19 protein-coding genes are annotated in these 19,374 nt (G+C 38.0%); 18 read left to right on the top strand and 1 reads right to left on the bottom strand.

The window, feature by feature from the left end; all coding sequences use genetic code 11:
* Positions 1–99: 99 nt before the first annotated feature.
* Complete coding sequence (locus tag AC3A54_RS24805) at positions 100–981, bottom strand: VanW family protein (protein ID WP_487656583.1); 882 nt, start codon at positions 979–981, stop codon at positions 100–102.
* Between the two features lie 182 nt (positions 982–1,163).
* Here AC3A54_RS24805 and AC3A54_RS24810 point away from each other — a divergent pair, with 182 nt between their 5' ends.
* The 18 genes from AC3A54_RS24810 to AC3A54_RS24895 all read left to right on the top strand — a co-directional run bounded on the left by AC3A54_RS24810 (position 1,164) and on the right by AC3A54_RS24895 (position 19,331).
* On the top strand, positions 1,164–1,709 hold the full coding sequence (locus AC3A54_RS24810; RefSeq protein WP_487656584.1) for a helix-turn-helix domain-containing protein: 546 nt from the start codon (positions 1,164–1,166) through the stop codon (positions 1,707–1,709).
* A 12-nt stretch (positions 1,710–1,721) separates the two neighbouring features.
* Entirely contained in the window at positions 1,722–2,699 is a 978-nt protein-coding gene (locus tag AC3A54_RS24815) for an alpha/beta hydrolase (protein WP_487656585.1), read from the top strand.
* 145 nt (positions 2,700–2,844) lie between these two features.
* Positions 2,845–4,071: a L,D-transpeptidase family protein gene (locus AC3A54_RS24820; protein ID WP_487656586.1), complete on the top strand. Its 1,227-nt coding sequence runs from the start codon at positions 2,845–2,847 to the stop codon at positions 4,069–4,071.
* Between the two features lie 171 nt (positions 4,072–4,242).
* On the top strand, positions 4,243–4,437 hold the full coding sequence (locus AC3A54_RS24825) for a hypothetical protein (RefSeq protein ID WP_335531636.1): 195 nt from the start codon (positions 4,243–4,245) through the stop codon (positions 4,435–4,437).
* A gap of 177 nt (positions 4,438–4,614) precedes the next feature.
* Entirely contained in the window at positions 4,615–5,823 is a 1,209-nt protein-coding gene (locus tag AC3A54_RS24830; RefSeq protein ID WP_487656587.1) for an acyl-CoA dehydrogenase family protein, read from the top strand.
* Between the two features lie 45 nt (positions 5,824–5,868).
* Positions 5,869–6,621: an SDR family NAD(P)-dependent oxidoreductase gene (locus AC3A54_RS24835; protein WP_487656588.1), complete on the top strand. Its 753-nt coding sequence runs from the start codon at positions 5,869–5,871 to the stop codon at positions 6,619–6,621.
* 31 nt (positions 6,622–6,652) lie between these two features.
* Positions 6,653–8,263: a long-chain-fatty-acid--CoA ligase gene (locus tag AC3A54_RS24840; RefSeq protein ID WP_487656589.1), complete on the top strand. Its 1,611-nt coding sequence runs from the start codon at positions 6,653–6,655 to the stop codon at positions 8,261–8,263.
* 126 nt (positions 8,264–8,389) lie between these two features.
* Positions 8,390–8,956, top strand: coding sequence for a TetR/AcrR family transcriptional regulator (locus AC3A54_RS24845; protein ID WP_335549044.1), 567 nt, complete (start codon positions 8,390–8,392; stop codon positions 8,954–8,956).
* A gap of 123 nt (positions 8,957–9,079) precedes the next feature.
* A complete protein-coding gene (locus AC3A54_RS24850) occupies positions 9,080–9,484 on the top strand; it encodes an acyl-CoA thioesterase (RefSeq protein WP_487656606.1) in 405 nt (134 codons plus the stop codon).
* Between the two features lie 53 nt (positions 9,485–9,537).
* Positions 9,538–10,614 (top strand): phosphotransferase family protein, encoded by a 1,077-nt coding sequence (locus AC3A54_RS24855; protein ID WP_487656590.1) that lies wholly within the window; start codon positions 9,538–9,540, stop codon positions 10,612–10,614.
* Between the two features lie 17 nt (positions 10,615–10,631).
* Entirely contained in the window at positions 10,632–11,366 is a 735-nt protein-coding gene (locus AC3A54_RS24860; protein WP_487656591.1) for a 2-phosphosulfolactate phosphatase, read from the top strand.
* A 50-nt stretch (positions 11,367–11,416) separates the two neighbouring features.
* Positions 11,417–12,190, top strand: a complete 774-nt coding sequence (locus AC3A54_RS24865) for an SDR family NAD(P)-dependent oxidoreductase (RefSeq protein WP_335549048.1) — start codon at positions 11,417–11,419, stop codon at positions 12,188–12,190.
* 52 nt (positions 12,191–12,242) lie between these two features.
* Positions 12,243–13,022: an enoyl-CoA hydratase/isomerase family protein gene (locus AC3A54_RS24870; RefSeq protein WP_308083695.1), complete on the top strand. Its 780-nt coding sequence runs from the start codon at positions 12,243–12,245 to the stop codon at positions 13,020–13,022.
* Positions 13,023–13,034: 12 nt separating this feature from the next.
* Complete coding sequence (locus AC3A54_RS24875) at positions 13,035–14,009, top strand: quinone oxidoreductase family protein (RefSeq protein ID WP_487656592.1); 975 nt, start codon at positions 13,035–13,037, stop codon at positions 14,007–14,009.
* A gap of 80 nt (positions 14,010–14,089) precedes the next feature.
* Positions 14,090–15,085: a phosphotriesterase family protein gene (locus AC3A54_RS24880; protein ID WP_487656593.1), complete on the top strand. Its 996-nt coding sequence runs from the start codon at positions 14,090–14,092 to the stop codon at positions 15,083–15,085.
* 370 nt (positions 15,086–15,455) lie between these two features.
* The gene (locus tag AC3A54_RS24885) at positions 15,456–16,157 is read left to right on the top strand and encodes a winged helix-turn-helix domain-containing protein (protein ID WP_487656594.1); all 702 of its coding nucleotides are present in this window, start codon (positions 15,456–15,458) and stop codon (positions 16,155–16,157) included.
* Entirely contained in the window at positions 16,129–17,559 is a 1,431-nt protein-coding gene (locus AC3A54_RS24890) for an ATP-binding protein (protein WP_487656595.1), read from the top strand. The genes AC3A54_RS24885 and AC3A54_RS24890 overlap by 29 nt, the downstream gene beginning before the upstream one ends.
* Positions 17,560–18,089: 530 nt before the next feature.
* Positions 18,090–19,331, top strand: a complete 1,242-nt coding sequence (locus AC3A54_RS24895; RefSeq protein ID WP_487656607.1) for a S1C family serine protease — start codon at positions 18,090–18,092, stop codon at positions 19,329–19,331.
* The last annotated feature ends 43 nt before the right edge of the window (positions 19,332–19,374 follow it).

The raw sequence follows: 19,374 nt of genomic DNA on the forward strand, positions 1-19,374 counted from the left end.
TGAGTCCGGTGGAGTACCGAACTCAAGTCTTAAAAGTTGCATAGAAATATTTTGTCTAACTTTATTGGGTCAGATCACTATGCGGACTTTTTCATTTGCTTAATAAGGGGGACCTGGTACTTTGCGTGGGATATATTGTATATTTTCCGATGAATATAGTTTAATTATCAACAGATGCCCTATTGTCCTTGCCTGAATTAAAATAGGTTGGTTATACATGTTCTTAAATTCAAAGTCGGGACCATACCAACTAACAGTGGCATCTCGCCCAGGCGGGATATAGGGAACTTTTTTGCTATGAGAAAAACGCTGAACAATTTTTAAACCAGCGTTATCAACAGCATTAAATAAAGTGGAGGATACTTGGCAGATCCCTCCCCCGATATCTTCCGAATATTCTCCTCTGATAATAACAGGTGCTCGTAAATAGCCTTTTGCAACAGTTCTTTTACCAACGACTCTGTTAAAAGAAAAGGTTTCCCCAGGAAAAACAACAGTATTATTAATCGCTTTGACGGCTAACTGAATATTAGTGGTTCTCGTTATGTTACTAGGATTAAAGGTTGTTACATACCGTCCAATACGTAAGCTTCGAATCTCTCCAAGTAATTCACTATCCACTTTTGCATAGACCGGGAGCATAGGAATTTCTAATGTACCGTGACGACGTGAAAAAAAGTAAGAATAAAATTGTTCTGTAAAGGCTTGGCGGTTAATACGAGAACCTACCTGTTCTGCAATTATGGTTCCTTGTTGATTTATGTATGCATTTTTAGGCTGAGTAGTAAATTGTTTATCGAGTTGATCTAAAAACTGATTATATTTTCCATTATCTATTATTGGTAAATCAATATTGGGATTAGAAAAATCCATCCGGTTTAAAGTTGTTATATTGTAGCCGTCCTTTGTAATTTCTAAGTGGTCCGGGGAAACTACTGATTGGGCCACCATCAAAACACTAAATATCCAAGACAACATCATATCGTAACCCTCCTCATTATAATATAAGTAGAAGATTGCCAATCCATGTAAAAAGTAAGAAAGAAATCAATATAGGTAAAAAAGGAAAACTTGCATTAATTATCCATTTTGCATTTACAAATAAAAGAATATGTATTATTATCATTATTGATAATGATAATAAAAAACAGGAGAAGAAATTCATGATAAAAGAATCAACGGTTGATGTGATCCTACATCCGGTACGGATGAGAATAATCCAATCCTTAATAAACCAACAAATAACAGTACAGCAAATAAAAGATCTACTTCCTGATATTCCTCAAGCATCCTTGTATCGTCATATTAAAAAGCTTGTTGATGCAGAGGTTATTCATATCATTGATGAAATACCAAACCGAGGTACGGTTGAAAAGGTGTTTTCAATCAATGACCCAAACAAGATGACTTTAGGAATTGAGGAATTAAATAAACTCTCAAAGGATGAACATATGGGTTTATTTATAAAATTCATGGCGAATTTAATGGGGGAATACGAGAGGTATTTGCAACAAGAAAAAATTGATTTAGCTATTGATGGTGTATCTTTTCGGCAAACGTCAGTTTATTTAACTGATGAGGAGTTTGCTGATTTTATAAAAGAACTTGTTTCAGTCTATTCCAAGGTTACTCAAAATAAACCGGAAAAAGGTAGAAAAAGAAGAACGCTTGCATCAGTAATTATTCCTGAGCAAATTAAAGAGCAATAGGGGGATTTTTTAATGAAATTTAAAGAAAAAGATGTCACCATTCAAGGCCACGTAGCACTTAAAGGAACATTAAGTATGCCAGAAATGAGGATTGAAAAAAGCCCAGCGATTTTAATTATAGTGGGTTCTGGAAAATTAGACCGTAATGGAAAAGTAAACAAAAAATTGGATCTTAAACTATATCGTCAATTGGCTGAATTTTTAACATCTATTGGATATATTACTCTTCGATATGATAAACGAGGTGTTGCGGAAAGTGAAGGAGACTTTTTAACAACTGGATTATGGGATTTGGTGGATGATGCACAGGCCGCTGTTCATTTTTTGAAAAGTCTTCCTGAAGTAGACTCGGAAAGTGTTATTGTCCTTGGGCATAGCGAAGGCTGTACTATTGGAGCTGCTGTTGCGGCACGGGAAAGTCTTGGCGGGTTGATTCTACTTTCAGGTGCTGTTGAAAGAATAAGCGAAGCATTAAAACGGCAGAGGGATCTTGCAGTTGATGACATCAAACATGCAAAGGGATTTCAAGGATTTTTATTACGTCTATTTGGTACACATAATAAAGTGGAAACACAGGCGCAAAAAGCCATTAATAAGGTACTTCAGTCAACGGATGATGTGATGAAAGTAAACTTTGTTAAAACAAATGCGAAATGGATGCGAGAACATTTTAATTATAATGTTAGAGAGGATTTATCAAAAGTAACATGTCCAGTTCTTGCCATAACTGGGGCACGCGACGTTCAGGCGAATCCAGCAGTCCTGAACGATTTACCTCTTTACGTTAAAGGAGATGTACAATTTAAGGTAATTGAAAATATGGCACACTCTTGTAAACTTGTCACATATAATTCAACTATTTTTACGATGAAAAAAGACATTGTGGCACAAGGAGACCTTCCAATCCATCCTGAATTAAAGAATCAGCTAGAAACATGGCTTCAAAATCACTATATAAACACTCAAGCAAAACAATCAATAACCATATAGTTAAATATATTAGAGCTTGCCCAACATTTGATGGGCGATTTTTTTTGCTCTTGATAAAATGGTAATTTGGTAGGTTTAATAGAAACCGATATTCCTATAGAATAGTATTTACTGTTGTAAAATGTCAAAGGAGGTTAAAAAAGACTTGAGATTAAGGATTTTTCTTTTACTTACTTTAACAGTAATAGTACTGCATCCATTACCAACATTTGCAAATGAAGAAGTTACGAACAATGGTTGGTATGAAGAGAATGGAAAACAGTATTATTACAAAGACAACCTAGTTGTGAAGGGCTGGGTAGCTCTTGGAGACAATTGGTATTATTTTAACCACAGTGATGGAACACTTCACAAAGGTTGGCTATATGATAATGGCAAATGGTATTTTATGAATAATAATGGGGTAATGCAGCGTGGATGGTTAAAAGATGACGAAAAATGGTATTACCTTGAAAGCAGTGGGTCAATGAAAAGAGGTTGGCTTTTTAACGGGGGTAAATGGTATTATCTTGACCTTTCAGGAAAAATGCAAACAGGCTGGATCTATTTAGCAGGGAAGTGGTATTACCTTGCGGATAATGGTGCAATGCAGCAAGGTTGGTTACTTGATAATGGAAAATGGTACTTCCTTAGTAAAAACGGTGAAATGCAAAAAGGTTGGATATTACAAAATGACCGTTGGTATTATTTAAATCAATCTGGAGCGATGCAAGTTGGCTGGATTTATTTAGAAAGATGGTATTACTTTAATCGTAATGGATGCTGGATTCCTAGTACAATTGCGGATCAGTTTACTACCATTGATGATAATAATCAGTTAATCCTCGTTACGACATCAGGTTATTCCACTAATGTTGCAAAAATACGAACCTTTGAAAAAGTGGATAGCAAGTGGTATGAAAAACAAAATATAGCAGGATTTATTGGAAAAGAAGGCTTTGCTACCATAATGAAAGAAGGGGCAAAAAAGTCTCCAAGAGGGAAATTTTCGATAGGAACCGCATTCGGACGTTATCAAAACCCTGGAATAAAACTGCCATATCGGCAAATTACAAGTGATGATGTATGGGTCGATGACCCGGCATCTTCGCTATATAATACTTGGCAAAAACAATCAGAAAATAATAGTCGATGGACAAGTGCGGAAAAAATGAATATTCCAGCCTATAATTATGGATTTGTTATTAATTATAATACGGTGGAGAGAATTCCTGGGGCTGGTTCTGCAATCTTTTTCCATGTGGCAAGTAGTTATACACTGGGATGTACAGGAACGGTACAAAATAATGTCCTGTCCATTCTTAAATGGGTAGATCCTAGTAAACTGCCTGTCATAATTCAAACACCTGAAAGCGAATTCGGTAATTATTAGTGGATGAAACAACTAGAAACTTACTTTGAAGTAGGAAGTACTGGGTGAACCAGTACTTTTTATATTTTTATGAAAGTAATGAAAAATTTGTAGAAATATAGTATAGTAGCAGTGTTGTAATATGTAGATGAATGCTAGCAAGGAGATAACAGTTTTATAGGAGATGCTATCATGATTGATAACGAAAGAATTCAATTGAATGTAAGAATCACCAAAGATACCTCAGCAAAACTTGACGAAATTGTCGAATATTATCAACAAGGACTGAAGCTTGGTAGAATTTATAAGGGTGATGTGTTAACAGATATTATCGAAAAATCGTATGAAGTGATGAATAAGCAGAAAAAATCTTTCAAGAGATACTAATGGAAAAAGGTTCGAGATCTTCTCGGCCTTTTTTTTACAACAAGAATATTAAATGGATTGTAAACGTATATTAAATTTATTAGAATATTTAGAAAAGAATTTGAATATTTAAGTTTTGGGAGTATAATTAAACTTATAACATACTAACTGGTTAGTATGGAGAAGGGAGTGGAGAGATTGGATTTTTCATATTCTCAAAAGGTTAAAGATCTGCAAGAAAAGTTAACTGCATTCATGGGGGCTTTTGTTTACCCAAATGAATCTGTGTACGAGCAGCAATTAAATGAACAGGAAAGCCGTTGGAGTGCTGTCCCGCCAATCATGGAGGAGTTAAAGCAAAAAGCAAAAGCAGAGGGTTTATGGAATTTATTTTTACCTGAAAGTGAATATGGTGCAGGCCTAACCAATTTGGAATATGCTCCTCTTTGCGAAATAATGGGGCGTTCGTTAATTGGACCAGAAGTATTTAATTGTAGTGCACCTGATACAGGTAATATGGAAGTCATTGTTCGTTATGGAAAGGAACAGCATAAGGAAGAATGGCTGAAACCACTGCTGGCAGGGGAAATTAGGTCATGTTTCTCGATGACAGAACCAGCTGTGGCCTCCTCTGATGCGACCAACATTGAAGCACGAATTGAACGCGACGGTGATGAATACGTCATTAATGGACGAAAATGGTGGTCATCTGGAGCCGGTGATCCTCGCTGTAAAATAGCGATTGTTATGGGGAAAACAGATCTGCATGCTAACCGTCATGAACAACAATCTATGATTCTAGTTCCTCTTGATACCCCTGGGGTAAAGATTGAACGGATGCTGCCAGTGTTTGGGTACGATCATGCTCCACATGGACATGGTGAGATTACTTATGAAAATGTAAGAGTTCCTGCAGACAATATTCTTTGGGGAGAAGGAAAGGGATTTGCTATTGCTCAGGGTAGACTGGGACCTGGAAGAATTCATCACTGTATGAGATTAATCGGTGCTGCTGAGCGAGCACTTGAGGAATTGTGTAAGCGTGTTCAAAGTCGAAGCGCTTTTGGAAAGCCACTTTCCCGGCAAGGAGTGATTGGGGAGTGGATTGCTGATTCAAGGATTGAGATTGAACAAGCTAGGTTGCTAACTTTAAAAGCTGCTTACATGATGGATACTGTAGGTAATAAAGAAGCAAAAACAGAAATTGCCATGATTAAGGTCGTTGCGCCATCTATGGCATTGCGTGTGCTTGACCGTGCAATTCAAGCATTAGGTGCTGCTGGGGTTTCTAATGATTTTACATTAGCAGCTCAATGGGCAAATGCAAGGACATTGAGATTGGCTGACGGTCCAGATGAAGTTCATCGTGCTCAGCTGGCAAAACTCGAACTACGTAAATATCAATAAAAACGATAGCTAATTTGTGAACTAGATAGAGAAGGGCTGGTACCTATGAGATTAAATAAAAAGATTGCAATTGTAACAGGCGGCGGAAGCGGCATCGGACGTGCAGCCGCCGTCCGTTTTGCCAAAGAAGGAGCGACGGTTGCGGTAGCAGATATTAATTCTATCATGGGTGAAGAGACCGTCAGCCTCATAAAAGAGGCAGGAGGAGAGGCTATTTTTGTTAAAACGGATGTAGCCGATTCAGAACAAATCAAGCAGTTAATTCAGATTACATCCAATACATTTGGTGGCTTACATATTATGTTCAACAATGCGGGTATTGGTAATTCCGAAGTACGGAGTGTGGATTTGGCAGAAGAGGAATGGGACCGAGTAGTAGATATTAACTTGAAAGGGGTATTTCTTGGGATAAAATATGCTGTCCCTGAGATATCCAAATCAGGCGGTGGTTCAATTATTAATACCTCTAGTTTACTTGGACTGAAGGGTCAAAAGTATATGTCTGCTTACAATGCCTCTAAAGCAGGAGTAGTTGTACTGACAAAAAACGCTGCACTTGAGTATGGAAAATACAATATTAGGGTGAATGCGATTGCTCCAGGTGTGATCGACACAAAAATAATTGAAAACTGGAAACAGAACGAGCGTAAGTGGCCAATCATTTCTCGTGCCAATGCACTTGGAAGAATTGGCACACCAGATGAAGTAGCAAATGCGGTTTTATTCTTAGCGTCAGATGAGGCCTCATTTATTACAGGAACCACTCTTTCAGTTGACGGTGGAGGACTTACGTATTAATTATATATGATTACCACATGGAGGGGAACGGATGAGCGAGAACAAAGCCTGGTTTGCACATTATCCTGAAACAATAGAAAAAAGTGTTACCATTCCGAATAAACCAATGGGACAAATTCTTCATGATACAGCCTCAAAATTCCCTAACAATTTTGCCCTGTCTTTTTATGGAAAAAAGTTCACCTACGGTCAATTGCAATCCTTAGCGAATGCTTTTACCTCAGCACTTCAACAAAATGAGGTTCAAAAAGGGGACCGGGTGGCGATCATGCTTCCGAACTGCCCGCAATATGTCATTTCCTATTATGGAATTCTTAATGCTGGGGGCATTGTAACTCAGGTGAACCCTATGTCAGTTGAGCGGGAGCTTGAGTATATCCTAAATGATTCAGGGACTGAAACTATTGTGGTTCTTGATGCATTATATCCAAGGGTGAAAAGTGTTCAATCTCAAACAAATTTGAAGAATATTATTGTTGTTAGCTTACAGTCCACAGGACATGATTTTGCCCCGGATAGAAGCTTTGAAAACTTCCTAACAGAAGGTAACGGGAATGTGGTCCCAATTGAATTTGAACCGGAACATGATGTAGCAGTGCTTCAATATACAGGGGGCACTACAGGTCGGTCTAAGGGTGCTATGTTGACTCACCAGAACGTGTTAGCAAATGTGATCCAGTGTTATGAATTTTTTAAACATGAATTGGAAGTTGGAAAGGAAAAATGTTTAACCGTGATTCCACTCTTCCATGTATTTGGAATGAGTTCTTGCATGAATCTTTCTATATACACAGCAGGGGAATCAATCATGCTTCCTCGTTTTGATTTAGAAGAAGTCCTTAATACGATAAAAAATGAACAACCTACAATGTTCCCTGGAGTTCCAACCATGTATGTGGCGATTACAAATCACCCTAAGGCAGAGGAATATGGAATTAATAGTATTCGAACCTGTAACAGTGGTAGTGCACCAATGCCAGTTGAGCTTCTCCGTAGTTTCGAAAGAAAAACAGGTTCAAAGATTTTAGAAGGGTATGGTCTGTCTGAGGCTTCACCAACCACACATTGTAATCCCCCATTTGCAGAGAGAAAACCTGGTAGTGTAGGTATTGGAATGCCTTCTACTGAATATAAAATTGTCGATTTAGCAACTGGTACGAAAGAGGTATCTGTAGGTGAACTTGGGGAAGTCATCATTAAAGGCCCACAAATTATGAAGGGCTATTGGAATATGCCTGAAGAAACTGCTAATACATTACGGGATGGTTGGCTTTATACAGGCGATATTGCCAAAATAGATGAAGATGGTTATTTATACATCGTCGATCGAAAAAAAGATATGATTATTGCTAGCGGCTTCAATATTTATCCTCGCGACATCGAAGAGGTATTATATGAACATCCTGTTGTTCAAGAAGCAGTTTGCATTGGAGTTCCCGACCCATACAGGGGAGAAGATGTGAAGGCTGTGATTGTTTTGAAGGCTGGTGAAAATGCTACTGAAGAAGACATAATTCAATACTGTAGGCAGAACCTTGCGGCATATAAGGTGCCTCGTTTGGTTGAATTTCGTGAGCAATTGCCGAAAACGGGTGTGGGAAAAATCCTTCGCCGGGCCTTGAGAGACGAGGTCAAACAATAATAGGTGACGTTATATTGAGAAAGTGAAAAGCACAATGGACAAATATTTATTCATTCATTAAAGGAGCGTTCGATAGTATGGTATAATTTCTATTAGACATTTTTTACAGATTGCGGGGACAGAACGGTGAAGGGAAAAATCACAGGACATAGCATCCAGTTATTTGAAAAGAAGGGTTTTAGTGAAACCTCGATTCAGGATATCGTGGATTCTCTAGGTGTAACAAAGGGGACTTTTTACTATTACTTTTCAAGTAAAGAGGAACTGCTCATGGACATCCATCTAGGGTATATTAATGAGCTGCTTGTCCACCAGGAACAAATATTAAATGATACATCAAAAAATTGTAAGCAAAAATTATTTGAGATTGTGAATATGCTTATAACGAATATTCAACGGCAGGGAGCAGCAGCAAAGATCTTTTTTAGAGAAATGAAAAATCTAAGCTCTGAGCGTCTGGCGTTGATTGTTCCTAAACGGGATCAATTTCGTTTAAATATTGAAGCACTTATTAACGATGGTATTTCCAAAAAGGAGTTTCGACAAGATCTAAATGCACGCATTGTTACTATGGGGATTCTAGGTATTACCAATTGGAGCTATCAATGGTTTAATCCAAATGGCATGGTCTCTGATCGTGAAGTCGCAGAGATTTTTGTCGAAATGATTTTAAAGGGAATTCAAGAAAATTGAAGAAAAATTGAGAGAGGGTACTTTAAATAAACATACCCCCTCTTTTTCAGAAATATAAATACCAACCGGTTAGTATTAAACCTATTTATATCTACATTGTTTAGTGAGGTGGATATCATCATGATGCATGAAATACGGGTAATTGTAAGATTTGGGGAAACAGATGCGTTGGGTCATATTAATAATACAAGTTACTTCATTTATTTGGAGGAAGCACGGATCCGCTTTATTGAAGCATTAGGTTATAAGATGGATAGTGGGAATTGGAATTTTATTCTTGCCTCAACCAAATGCGATTTTATCAAGCAAGGCTATTTTGATCAAAGTCTATTGATTAAAACGTATGTGTCTAAAATTGGAAACAAGAGTTTTCAATTAGAACATGATATTATTTGTTCTAAAACAAACAAACTTTTAGCTAAGGGAAATGCAATCATGGTTTACTTTGACTTTGAAAAACAAAAAAGTGAACTGCTGCCTAACTTGTTAAAAGAAGAACTTCAAAGCTTTTTTTGTTCATTCTTATAAATGACAGTTTATTTTAAATAAACTGAATTTTTAGAATTGAAAGGAGGATGCATATGCCACGCCAAATGAATAAGGATACAATTCCTGTTCGAAAAGGAGAAGAGTTGAATTTAGTTGTATTAGAAAAGTTCTTACGTGAAACGTTTGAAACATTGCCAGCCGGGCCACTTGAGATTTTACAATTCTCTGCTGGTCATTCAAATTTAACCTATCAACTAAAAATGGGTGAGTGGGAAGCGGTTTTAAGACGTCCTCCACTTGGACCAGTTGCACCGAAGGCTCATGATATGGAACGGGAATATAAAATACTTTCTGAGTTAAATCCAATTTTTTCTGTGGCACCTAAGCCCCTTCTTTTTTCAGATAACCTTGAAATTGTGGGTAGTTCATTTTTCCTCATGGAAAGAAAAAATGGGATCGTGATTGACACTTCCTTCCCAGATGGAATTCAAGTGACAAAAGAACGTTGTCACCACCTTTCTAAAGTAATGGTTGAGAAATTGGTAGAACTACATGCCATCGACTACAAACAAACAGGCCTATCATTAATTAGCAAGCCTGAAGGCTTCATGGAAAGACAGGTACACGGTTGGATTAGCAGATATGAAAGGGCTAAAACGGATGAGATTGCTGTTGTTGATACCTTGAAAAAATGGCTAGTTGACCATATTCCTAGAGAACATGAATCTACAATTATTCATTATGATTATAAGTTCAATAATGCCATGTATAATGAGCAATTTACAGAAATGGTAGGTTTATTTGATTGGGAGATGACCACAGTTGGAGACCCACTGGCGGACCTTGGCGTTGCTATGAGCTATTGGAATCAAAGTGATGATTCCGACCTGTTAATTAAAGGACTTGGAAGGGAGCCAGTCACGGCTGTTTATGATGGATTTTTCACCAGAAATCAATTTATTGAGCTTTATGCCCAAAAAAGTGGACGCGATATTTCCAACTTTAATTTCTATTTGACCTTTGCTTACTTTAAGCTGGCTGTGATTGGACAACAAATCTATTATCGCTTTAAAAAAGGTCAGACAAATGATATGCGTTTTGCTAACTTTAACCACTTTGTAAAAAATCTCATCCTGCACGCAGCACATGTGGCTGATCAAAAGGTTTAAAGGGGAGCTGAAAGTGCATGACAAAAGTTCACCTTCTCATGAAGAAAGAAGAAATTAATGAAGAGAAATTGGCAGAAGGAAATAAAATTGCCGTTGTTTTAGATGTGCTTTTGGCAACAACAACAATCGTATCTGCATTAAAGGAGGGTGCTAAGGAAGTCATTCCCGTTTTAAACAGCAATGAAGCCTTAGAACTCGCAAAAAGATATAAACAAGGTGAATATGTTCTTGCAGGTGAGTTGGATGCTAACCCCATTGAAGGGTTTGTTTATCCGAGTCCAACCTTAATTGGAGAAGCCATCGCCGGTAGGACATTAATTTTATCTACTACGAATGGAACTGTTGCTTTAAGAAAATCACTATCTGCAGATAAAATATATATCGCTTCAATAATGAATAATCCTGCTGTTGCCAATGCCCTTCAAAAATGTAACGATAATCAAACCATTCTTGTTATCTGTTCCGGAAATTCAGGAGAAATAAGTCTTGAAGATTTTTATGGTGCTGGACATTTCATAGATTGCTTGTTGAAAAATGGGAAGTATGACCTAACAGATGCAGCTAAAGCAGCATTGTATTTTTATCGAGGCCAGGATGATTCATATGAAATACTGCAAGATTCCTATGTTGGTAAATTACTTGAAAAATATAATCAACAAACAGATTTGACGTTGGCAGCATCAAAAGGAAGCGCTTCAATTGTTCCCGTTTTAAAGAATGGAAGAGTAGTAATTGATACCATCTTTGTTTGAAGATAGCTCTAGTTCCGAAGTAAATAATTTTCATGAGGGGGGTGGGGAAGATGAGGTTTTCGCAATCGATTGCAGTAGTGACAGGGGCTGGAAGCGGAATTGGCAGGGCTTCTGCTATTCGCCTTGCAAACGAAGGTGCCAAGGTCATCTTAGTTGGAAGGACAAGGGTGAAACTCGAAAAAACAGCGGAGGAAATCAATCGCACTAGTAAGATCCCGCTCGCTGAAATATTCACGGCTGATTGTACAGATACAGAGGATGTAGCGGAATTAGCCGAATATGTTCAAGTGCAATATGGAGACCTACATGTTCTTGTAAATAATGCAGGCGGTTCTCGACATTCAAGAATTTTGGAGATAACAGAACAGGACTGGGACTATGTACAGGATGCTAATTTAAAAAGTGTGTTTTTAGTTTCAAAGGCGCTAGGAAAAATCATGATAGAAGGGGCACAGCATGAAGAACAACGAAGCCGAGCAATTGTCAACGTCGCCTCGTTGTCAGGGCATCAGGCAGGTGTAGAAATACCTCATTATAGTGCAGCTAAAGCCGGGGTCATTAATTTCACACGATCACTTGCTTTAGAATTAGCACCTTTTGGCATTCGAGTCAATTCTGTGTCACCCGGATTTGTTGAAACTCCTCTAACAGAAAAAGGTTTAAAAAATGATCGATTCGTAAGAGCAATACAAAGAAACACAGCTTTACAGCGTGTGGGTAATCCTGAAGAAATTGCCAGTGTCATTGCTTTTGCGGCATCACCTGAAGCATCCTATATGACAGGAGCGGATCTTTTAGTTGACGGTGGTTGGCTCATTAAATAAACGTGATAAGAAACCATTTAACTATATTATTTGAAATGAAAGGAAGATGTATATGACTCAAGAACATTTAATTGTTGAAAAATTAGGACCGGTACTTTCTCTAACCTTAAATCGACCAGAAAGCTTAAACGCTTTTAGTCCCGAAATGATAATAGGATTAAAGGATGCGCTTTATAGTGCTCAACAGGATGAGGACGTGCAGGTCATTGTTTTATCAGGAGCTGGCCGTTCATTTAGTGCTGGTGGCGATGTTAAAACCATGGGGCAGGCTAAAGGTGTTCAAGTATACGATCATATCGGCAGGCTTAATGAACTCATCTTACTAATGAAAGATACGGAAAAACCAATTATTGCGGCAGTACATGGGTTTGCGGCTGGTGCCGGTGTCAACTTAGCCCTCGCTTGTGACTTAATTGTGGCGGCTGAAGAAAGTAAATTTGCCTTAAGCTTTTCACAGGTAGGGCTGGTTTCCGATGGGGGCGGTTCGTATTTACTACCAAGGTTGATTGGACCACATTTAGCAAAGCAATTCTTGTTTACAGCTGAACCAATTCCAGCAGAAAGATTATATCAGCTGGGGGTCATTAATTACCTTGTTCCAGTTGAAAAGCTTCAGGAGGAAACAACGAAATTTGCTCTGAAATTAGCACATGGTCCTGGAAAAGCATATGGAAAGCAAAAGAAGTTAATTGATCAAGCATTCACATCCTCACTAGCGGACATTCTTGAACAGGAGCGTCTGATCCAGACACTGATGGTACAGACAGAGGACCACCAAGAAGGCATTGCAGCATTTAAAGAAAAGAGAAAACCAGCTTTTAAAGGGAAGTAGGAGATGAATGGTATGAAAGCAGTACAATTAAAGGAATATGGTGGGCCGGAAGTATTAAATCTAGTGGATATTGAAAGACCTGTTCCTAAAGGTCACGAAGTACTGATAGAAATCAAGGCTATTGGTGTGAACTATGCTGATACAGCGCGAAGAGAAGGACAATATGTGGTAAAAACACCTCTTCCGTTCATACCCGGTGCTGAGATTGCGGGTATTGTCGCTGAAGTGGGAGAAAATGTAACAAAAGTAAAGCCAGGGACCAGAATTGTTACGTTAATTGAATCGGGAGGATATGCTGAATTTGCTCTAGCCGATGAACGTGCTCTAATTCCAATCCCTGAACAATTAGATTTTCATACAGCAGTTGCCCTACCACTCCAAGGTTTAAGTGCTTATCATATTTTAAAAACAATGGGTCGTTTAGAAAAGGGGGAAAGTGTCCTCGTTCATGCGGCTGCGGGCGGCGTAGGTACCATCGCTGTACAGCTTGCTAAATTATTCGGTGCAGGAAAAATAATTGCTACCGCAAGCTCCGATGAAAAATTAGCGTTAGCTCGTGAAATGGGAGCAGATGTACTAATCAACTATACTGAGCCTGACTGGGAAAAACAGGTCATCGAGGCAACAGAAGGTAAGGGGGTAAATGTTGCCCTAGAAATGGTCGGCGGGGAAGTTTTCAATAAAACCGTCAGGTGTCTGGCCACATTTGGTCGACTTGTCATCTTTGGTGCCGCAAGCGGGGAACAAAGTCGTTTCTATCCATCCTCACTAATGGCAGGAAATCAATCAGTGATCGGATTCTTTCTGCCACAAATTATGAGAAAACAAGAATTATTGCTACCTAGTTTAGTAGAGCTTCTTACCTATCTAGGTGAAGGGAAACTAAAACTTACAATAGGCGGGGTTTTCCCATTAGAGGAAGCAGCACAAGTCCATACCCTTTTACAATCACGGAAAACACAAGGAAAACTCATTTTAGAACCATAAACAGTTAGCACCTAGTCTACCCATACTAATCTATCCATTTTTCTGATTTTTAGTAGAAAATTGAAAGGGTGAACCAATTTATGAAAAATGTTGAAACAGTTACAGGTCCAATTCCCGTTGATAAGCTTGGAAAGACACTTATTCATGAACACTTTATTTTTGGATACCCAGGATTCCAAGGTGATGTAACACTAGGTCCTTTTAAGGAAGAAGAATTCTTACAAGCAGCAATTGCTGTAGCAAGACAAATGCAGAGTTTTGGTGTTCAAACGGTTGTGGACCCGACTCCTAATGAATGTGGTAGAGATCCACAATTCTTAAAAAAAGTTTCAGAAGCAACTGGATTACAAATTATTTGTGCGACCGGATATTATTATGAAGGGGAGGGGGCTCCTCCATACTTCAAGTTCAGACAGGCATTAGGTACTGCTGAAGAAGAAATTTATGAAATGTTTAAAAAAGAGATATCAGAAGGAATTGCCGGAACAGGAGTTAAACCAGGCATTATTAAGCTAGCATCCAGCAAAGACCAGATTACTGAGTATGAAAAAATGTTCTTCCGGGCTGCAGCAAGGGTACAAAAGGAAACTGGCATCGTAATCTTAACTCATACACAAGAAGGAACAATGGGTCCAGATCAGGCGAGAATGTTAATTGAACTTGGTGCTGACCCAAGTAAGATTATTATTGGTCATATGTGCGGCAATACTAACCCTGAATACCATAAGGAAGTCATGGACCAGGGAGTCAGAATCGGGTTTGACCGGTTTGGAATCCAAGGAATGGTTGGAGCACCATTCGACCAAGAAAGAGTGGCAACTTTAATGGATTTGTTGGATGCTGGTTACGAAGATCAAATTTTACTAGCTCATGATTCCGTTAATATTTGGTTAGGACGGCCTCCAATTATGAACGAGCAAGTGATGAAAATAATGGAGAATTGGCACCCTGGTCATATCTTTGAAAACATCCTACCAACACTTAGAGAGAATGGCGTAACAGAGACACAAATCGATAAAATGCTAGGCAGGAACGCTGAAGCATTGTTTACTGGAGCACCATCAAAAGTTTTTTAACACTTTCCAAAAAGAGGACTTGAATATAAATTCAAGCCTCTTTTTTATGCTTTTGGCTATGTTAAAGATTATATTGATTTAACACACCTGTTGATTGGAGCGAAGCGACGAGGAGTCTCCCCGGAACGTCCGCGGAAAGCGAAGCGCCTGGAGCGGAAATCAACAGACAATTTTAAGAGAGCCAAAATTTTTAAATGAAATATTAAAAAACTATGAACAAAGTATTAATTAGTCGGGAAGAATGGTCTTAATTGTTGATATGCATAAAATTTGAGATAAACTAAAAAGTAAGAATCATTTATCTATATTAAATGGATTGCAGTTGTCTTTAATAAGGTACTTCCACGTTTTTATTTAGGAGATGAGCATTTTGAGAATATTAGTGATTGAAGATAGTAAGAGTGTTTGCTCGATGATTGAAATGTTTTTTGCAAAAGAAGGAATTGAGGGTGAATTTGTAAATGATGGTCTAGAAGGCTATAACCGCTTTAAAAGTGAAACTTGGGATGCGCTAATTGTTGATTGGATGCTGCCAAGTATGGATGGAGTAACTATTTGCAGAAAGATTCGCGAAGAGAAGTTTACTGTTCCAATTATTATGTTAACTGCAAAGGATAGTGAATCTGATCAAGTGTTAGGTTTAGAAATGGGTGCAGATGATTATGTGACAAAGCCTTTTAGTCCTCTTACACTAATGGCAAGAATTAAGGCAGTAACGCGAAGATTCCAAACGCAGATCCCAATGGAGCAGAAAAATATGGTGCAAACAGAATATTTTAAGGTCAATAAAGATACTAGAGAAGTGATTGTTGACGGTACACCAATAACCAACTTAACACCAAAGGAATTTGATCTTTTGTACTTTATGGTGGAACATCCGCGGCAAGTATTTTCTAGAGAACAGCTACTTGAAAGTGTATGGGGATATCAGTTTTACGGTGATGAAAGAACGGTTGATGTTCATATTAAAAGGCTTCGGAAAAAGGTTGAGACCACTTCACAGCCATTCTTTCATACTGTTTGGGGAGTAGGGTATAAATTTGATGAGTCCATCAAAACCGATCAAGTTTAGATATTTCTATCAGCAGTTTTTTAGTCATATTAGTATTATTATTGTTGCCTTTTTAATTCTAAGTCTCTTGTTTGCTCATTACGTGGAAAATTTAGTTTATCAGAATAAGGCAGATGAACTTATTTCGTATGGCAAAGCCATTTTAACAGATATGAAAGAAACTCCTTTTGCGACTAAAGAAATTATGAATCAATATAGTACTGTATTATCATCACGAAAAATGAGTTTTAGTATGTTTGACGAGGATGGAAATCTGTATTTAGTCGGGAAGCGCGGACCAGCTATTAAAGGGTTATCTGATAAGGAATGGAAGAAAATTACCGAAGGACAAACACTCATAGTACAAAGTGATTTTAAAAGGTTTGGGCAGGAGGGGGTAACATTTGTTGTTCTACCCTATCATGATAATGGGAGATTTGTTGGCGGAATTTTGTTAACATCCCCTATTAGTGGTTCTAGCGATATGATTCGTCAAATCAATAAATTTTTACTCTATACAATTTTAATTGCCTCTGCTGTTTCGTTTTTATTAAGCTGGTTTTTATCCAGAATACATGTAAATCGTATTAAACGTCTTCGTGAAGCGACATCCCTTGTATCGGCTGGGAATTTTCATGTTAATGTCAAGTCTTCCAATTTTGATGAGATTGGTGAGTTAGCAAATGACTTTAATCATATGGTGGATAAAATAAATACGTCAATGGAAGAGATCGAGAGTCTTGAAAACAGAAGAAGGCAGTTTATGGCAGATGTTTCTCATGAGATGAGGACGCCATTAACGACCATCAGTGGAGTGATTGAAGGATTGAGAAATAATATGATTCCTGAGAAGGACAAAGAAAAGGGCATCAATCTTGTAAGTCATGAAGCTAAAAGATTAATTCGGCTTGTCAATGAAAACCTTGATTTTGAGAAAATCCGTTCCAATCAAATCCAATTGTTTAGAGAAGATATTCAGCTTTTAGAAGTATTGGAAATCATTCAAGAACAATTAATGCTACAGGCGGAAGAGAAAAATAACAGTCTCATTGTCGAAGTTGAACCGGATATCATGGTAAATGCCGACTATGACCGCCTTGTTCAAATTTTGATTAACATAACTAAGAATAGTATTCAATTTACTGCCAATGGAACCATTTGGTTAAGAGGAAAAGAGGACGTGAACTGGATTATTGTTGAAGTAGAAGATACGGGGATTGGAATTGATCCAAATGAACTAGAAAATATATGGCGTCGGTTTTACAAAGCTGATATCTCAAGAACAAGCAACCCTTATGGGGAGTTTGGTTTAGGTCTTTCGATTGTAAAACAATTGGTATTGTTGCATAACGGCGAAATTGAAGTGTTTAGTGAAAAAGGAAAAGGGACCAAATTTGTGATCCGTTTTCAAAAAATACACTGAGGAGAGCTACAGATCATGTCTGTAGCTTTTTTTTACATAATAAAAATGTATAAAATTCCACTTCGAGAATTGTCCAGTTCCAGCGCCTAGCCCCTCGGGTCAAATAACCTTCGACAATAAAAGTCAAAAGGCGGACTTTTCTTGCCGAAGAACATTTGCCTGTCGGGGCTGAACAAGGCGCTTGCGCTTTTCTTATGAAATTCATTGTTCTTTCTTACAAATTTTCAAAACCCGTTACAGATTGTTAATAATTTCTTAAGATTTGTCGGCTAAAGTATAGACAAGGTAAAAGAATTTGATATTCGAAAAGGAGATCGATTGTAATGGATCGTTTGAATGAAAATGAATTCGAAAGAAATGAATCTAACTCATCTGAGATGACTGAAAATACAAATGCAAGTGAATCTACAGAATTTGAAAATAGAGAAGGAAATTCGAATGCGGTTGACGCGACTTTCGGTGCGATGGGGAACGAATACGAGAGGGAAAATGTACAACCAATAAAATCTGAAAATGAAGCGCGTAAAGTCATGCCCCCGATAAGCGAGCAGGCTCGTCCTACCAATCAACCAAGGGGAGAAAATCGTAAGAAACGAAATGTAAAAGGGTTTGCTTCTACCCTGGCAGCAGGAATAGTTGGATCTGTTTTGACCTTGGCTGTTCTGCCACATACAGATTATTTAAAACACCTATATCCTGATGTAGAAAATCCGCAAGTAAACACTGCGGGGCAGAGTGGAAATACTGTTTCATCAGTAAAACCCGTTACTGCGCAACCTACTGCTGCTTCATCAAATTCTATTGCAGATACAGTAGAAAAGATTTCAAAAGCAATTGTCGGTATCGTCAATTACCAGCAGCAGCAGAACAACTTTTACGAAAACCAAAATTCAACCCAAAGTGTGGAAAGTGGATCTGGTTCGGGTGTTATCTTTCAAAAAAATAAAGACACCGCTTATATTGTTACCAATAATCACGTTGTTGAAGGGGCATCAAAACTTGAAATTTCATTGTATGATGGAGAAAAGACAACCGCAGAAGTAGTTGGAACAGATGCTCTTACAGATCTTGCAGTATTAAAAATTGATGCCAAATATGTCACTTCAACAGCAGACTTTGGTGATTCATCTACACTTCGCCCAGGTGACCAGGTATATGCGATTGGAAATCCACTTGGCTTGAATCTCTCAAGAACTGTTACTCAAGGAATTGTTAGTGCAACTAACCGGAGTATTTCTGTCACAACTTCAGCAGGAAATTGGGATACAAATGTTATTCAGACTGATGCAGCGATTAATCCTGGAAACAGTGGGGGGGCATTAATCAATCCACAAGGACAGGTAATTGGTATTAATAGCTTAAAAATCTCAGAGAGCGGTGTAGAAGGATTGGGTTTTGCAATCCCTAGTAATGATCTCATTCCTATTGTGAATCAATTAATTAAAAATGGTAAGATTGATCGACCATACCTAGGAGTAGGACTTGCAGATTTAGAGGAAGTACCACAAATGTATTGGCAAAACCTACCGAATAATGTGAAAAAAGGTGTTATGGTTATGAACATTGACCCAAATTCTGCAGCAGCAAAGGCAGGATTCAAACCAAAAGATATCATTGTATCAATGAATGGAAATGTCATTGCGAATTCATCTGATTTAAGAAAATATCTGTACTCAAAGGTTCAAACAGGTGATTCCATTAAATTTGAAGTATATCGTGACGGGAAGCTTATCACATTACATGCAAAATTAGTCAATAATAGTGGTGCATAATTAGAGGTAAAATAAGACCAATTAAAAGGGTCTTGAGGTGAAA

The organism is Neobacillus sp. Soil_C_43, assembly GCF_057656715.1.

What these genes read in the sequence shown, in the direction of transcription:
- AC3A54_RS24875 (WP_487656592.1), top strand. Translation starts at nt 13,035, where the DNA reads ATGAAAGCAGTACAATTAAAGGAATATGGTGGGCCGGAAGTATTAAAT.
- AC3A54_RS24870 (WP_308083695.1), top strand. Translation starts at nt 12,243, where the DNA reads ATGACTCAAGAACATTTAATTGTTGAAAAATTAGGACCGGTACTTTCT.
- AC3A54_RS24825 (WP_335531636.1), top strand. Translation starts at nt 4,243, where the DNA reads ATGATTGATAACGAAAGAATTCAATTGAATGTAAGAATCACCAAAGAT.
- AC3A54_RS24855 (WP_487656590.1), top strand. Translation starts at nt 9,538, where the DNA reads ATGCCACGCCAAATGAATAAGGATACAATTCCTGTTCGAAAAGGAGAA.
- AC3A54_RS24840 (WP_487656589.1), top strand. Translation starts at nt 6,653, where the DNA reads ATGAGCGAGAACAAAGCCTGGTTTGCACATTATCCTGAAACAATAGAA.
- AC3A54_RS24815 (WP_487656585.1), top strand. Translation starts at nt 1,722, where the DNA reads ATGAAATTTAAAGAAAAAGATGTCACCATTCAAGGCCACGTAGCACTT.
- AC3A54_RS24805 (WP_487656583.1), bottom strand. Translation starts at nt 981, where the DNA reads ATGATGTTGTCTTGGATATTTAGTGTTTTGATGGTGGCCCAATCAGTA.
- AC3A54_RS24895 (WP_487656607.1), top strand. Translation starts at nt 18,090, where the DNA reads ATGCCCCCGATAAGCGAGCAGGCTCGTCCTACCAATCAACCAAGGGGA.
- AC3A54_RS24835 (WP_487656588.1), top strand. Translation starts at nt 5,869, where the DNA reads ATGAGATTAAATAAAAAGATTGCAATTGTAACAGGCGGCGGAAGCGGC.
- AC3A54_RS24810 (WP_487656584.1), top strand. Translation starts at nt 1,164, where the DNA reads ATGATAAAAGAATCAACGGTTGATGTGATCCTACATCCGGTACGGATG.
- AC3A54_RS24850 (WP_487656606.1), top strand. Translation starts at nt 9,080, where the DNA reads ATGCATGAAATACGGGTAATTGTAAGATTTGGGGAAACAGATGCGTTG.
- AC3A54_RS24860 (WP_487656591.1), top strand. Translation starts at nt 10,632, where the DNA reads ATGACAAAAGTTCACCTTCTCATGAAGAAAGAAGAAATTAATGAAGAG.
- AC3A54_RS24890 (WP_487656595.1), top strand. Translation starts at nt 16,129, where the DNA reads ATGAGTCCATCAAAACCGATCAAGTTTAGATATTTCTATCAGCAGTTT.
- AC3A54_RS24865 (WP_335549048.1), top strand. Translation starts at nt 11,417, where the DNA reads ATGAGGTTTTCGCAATCGATTGCAGTAGTGACAGGGGCTGGAAGCGGA.
- AC3A54_RS24880 (WP_487656593.1), top strand. Translation starts at nt 14,090, where the DNA reads ATGAAAAATGTTGAAACAGTTACAGGTCCAATTCCCGTTGATAAGCTT.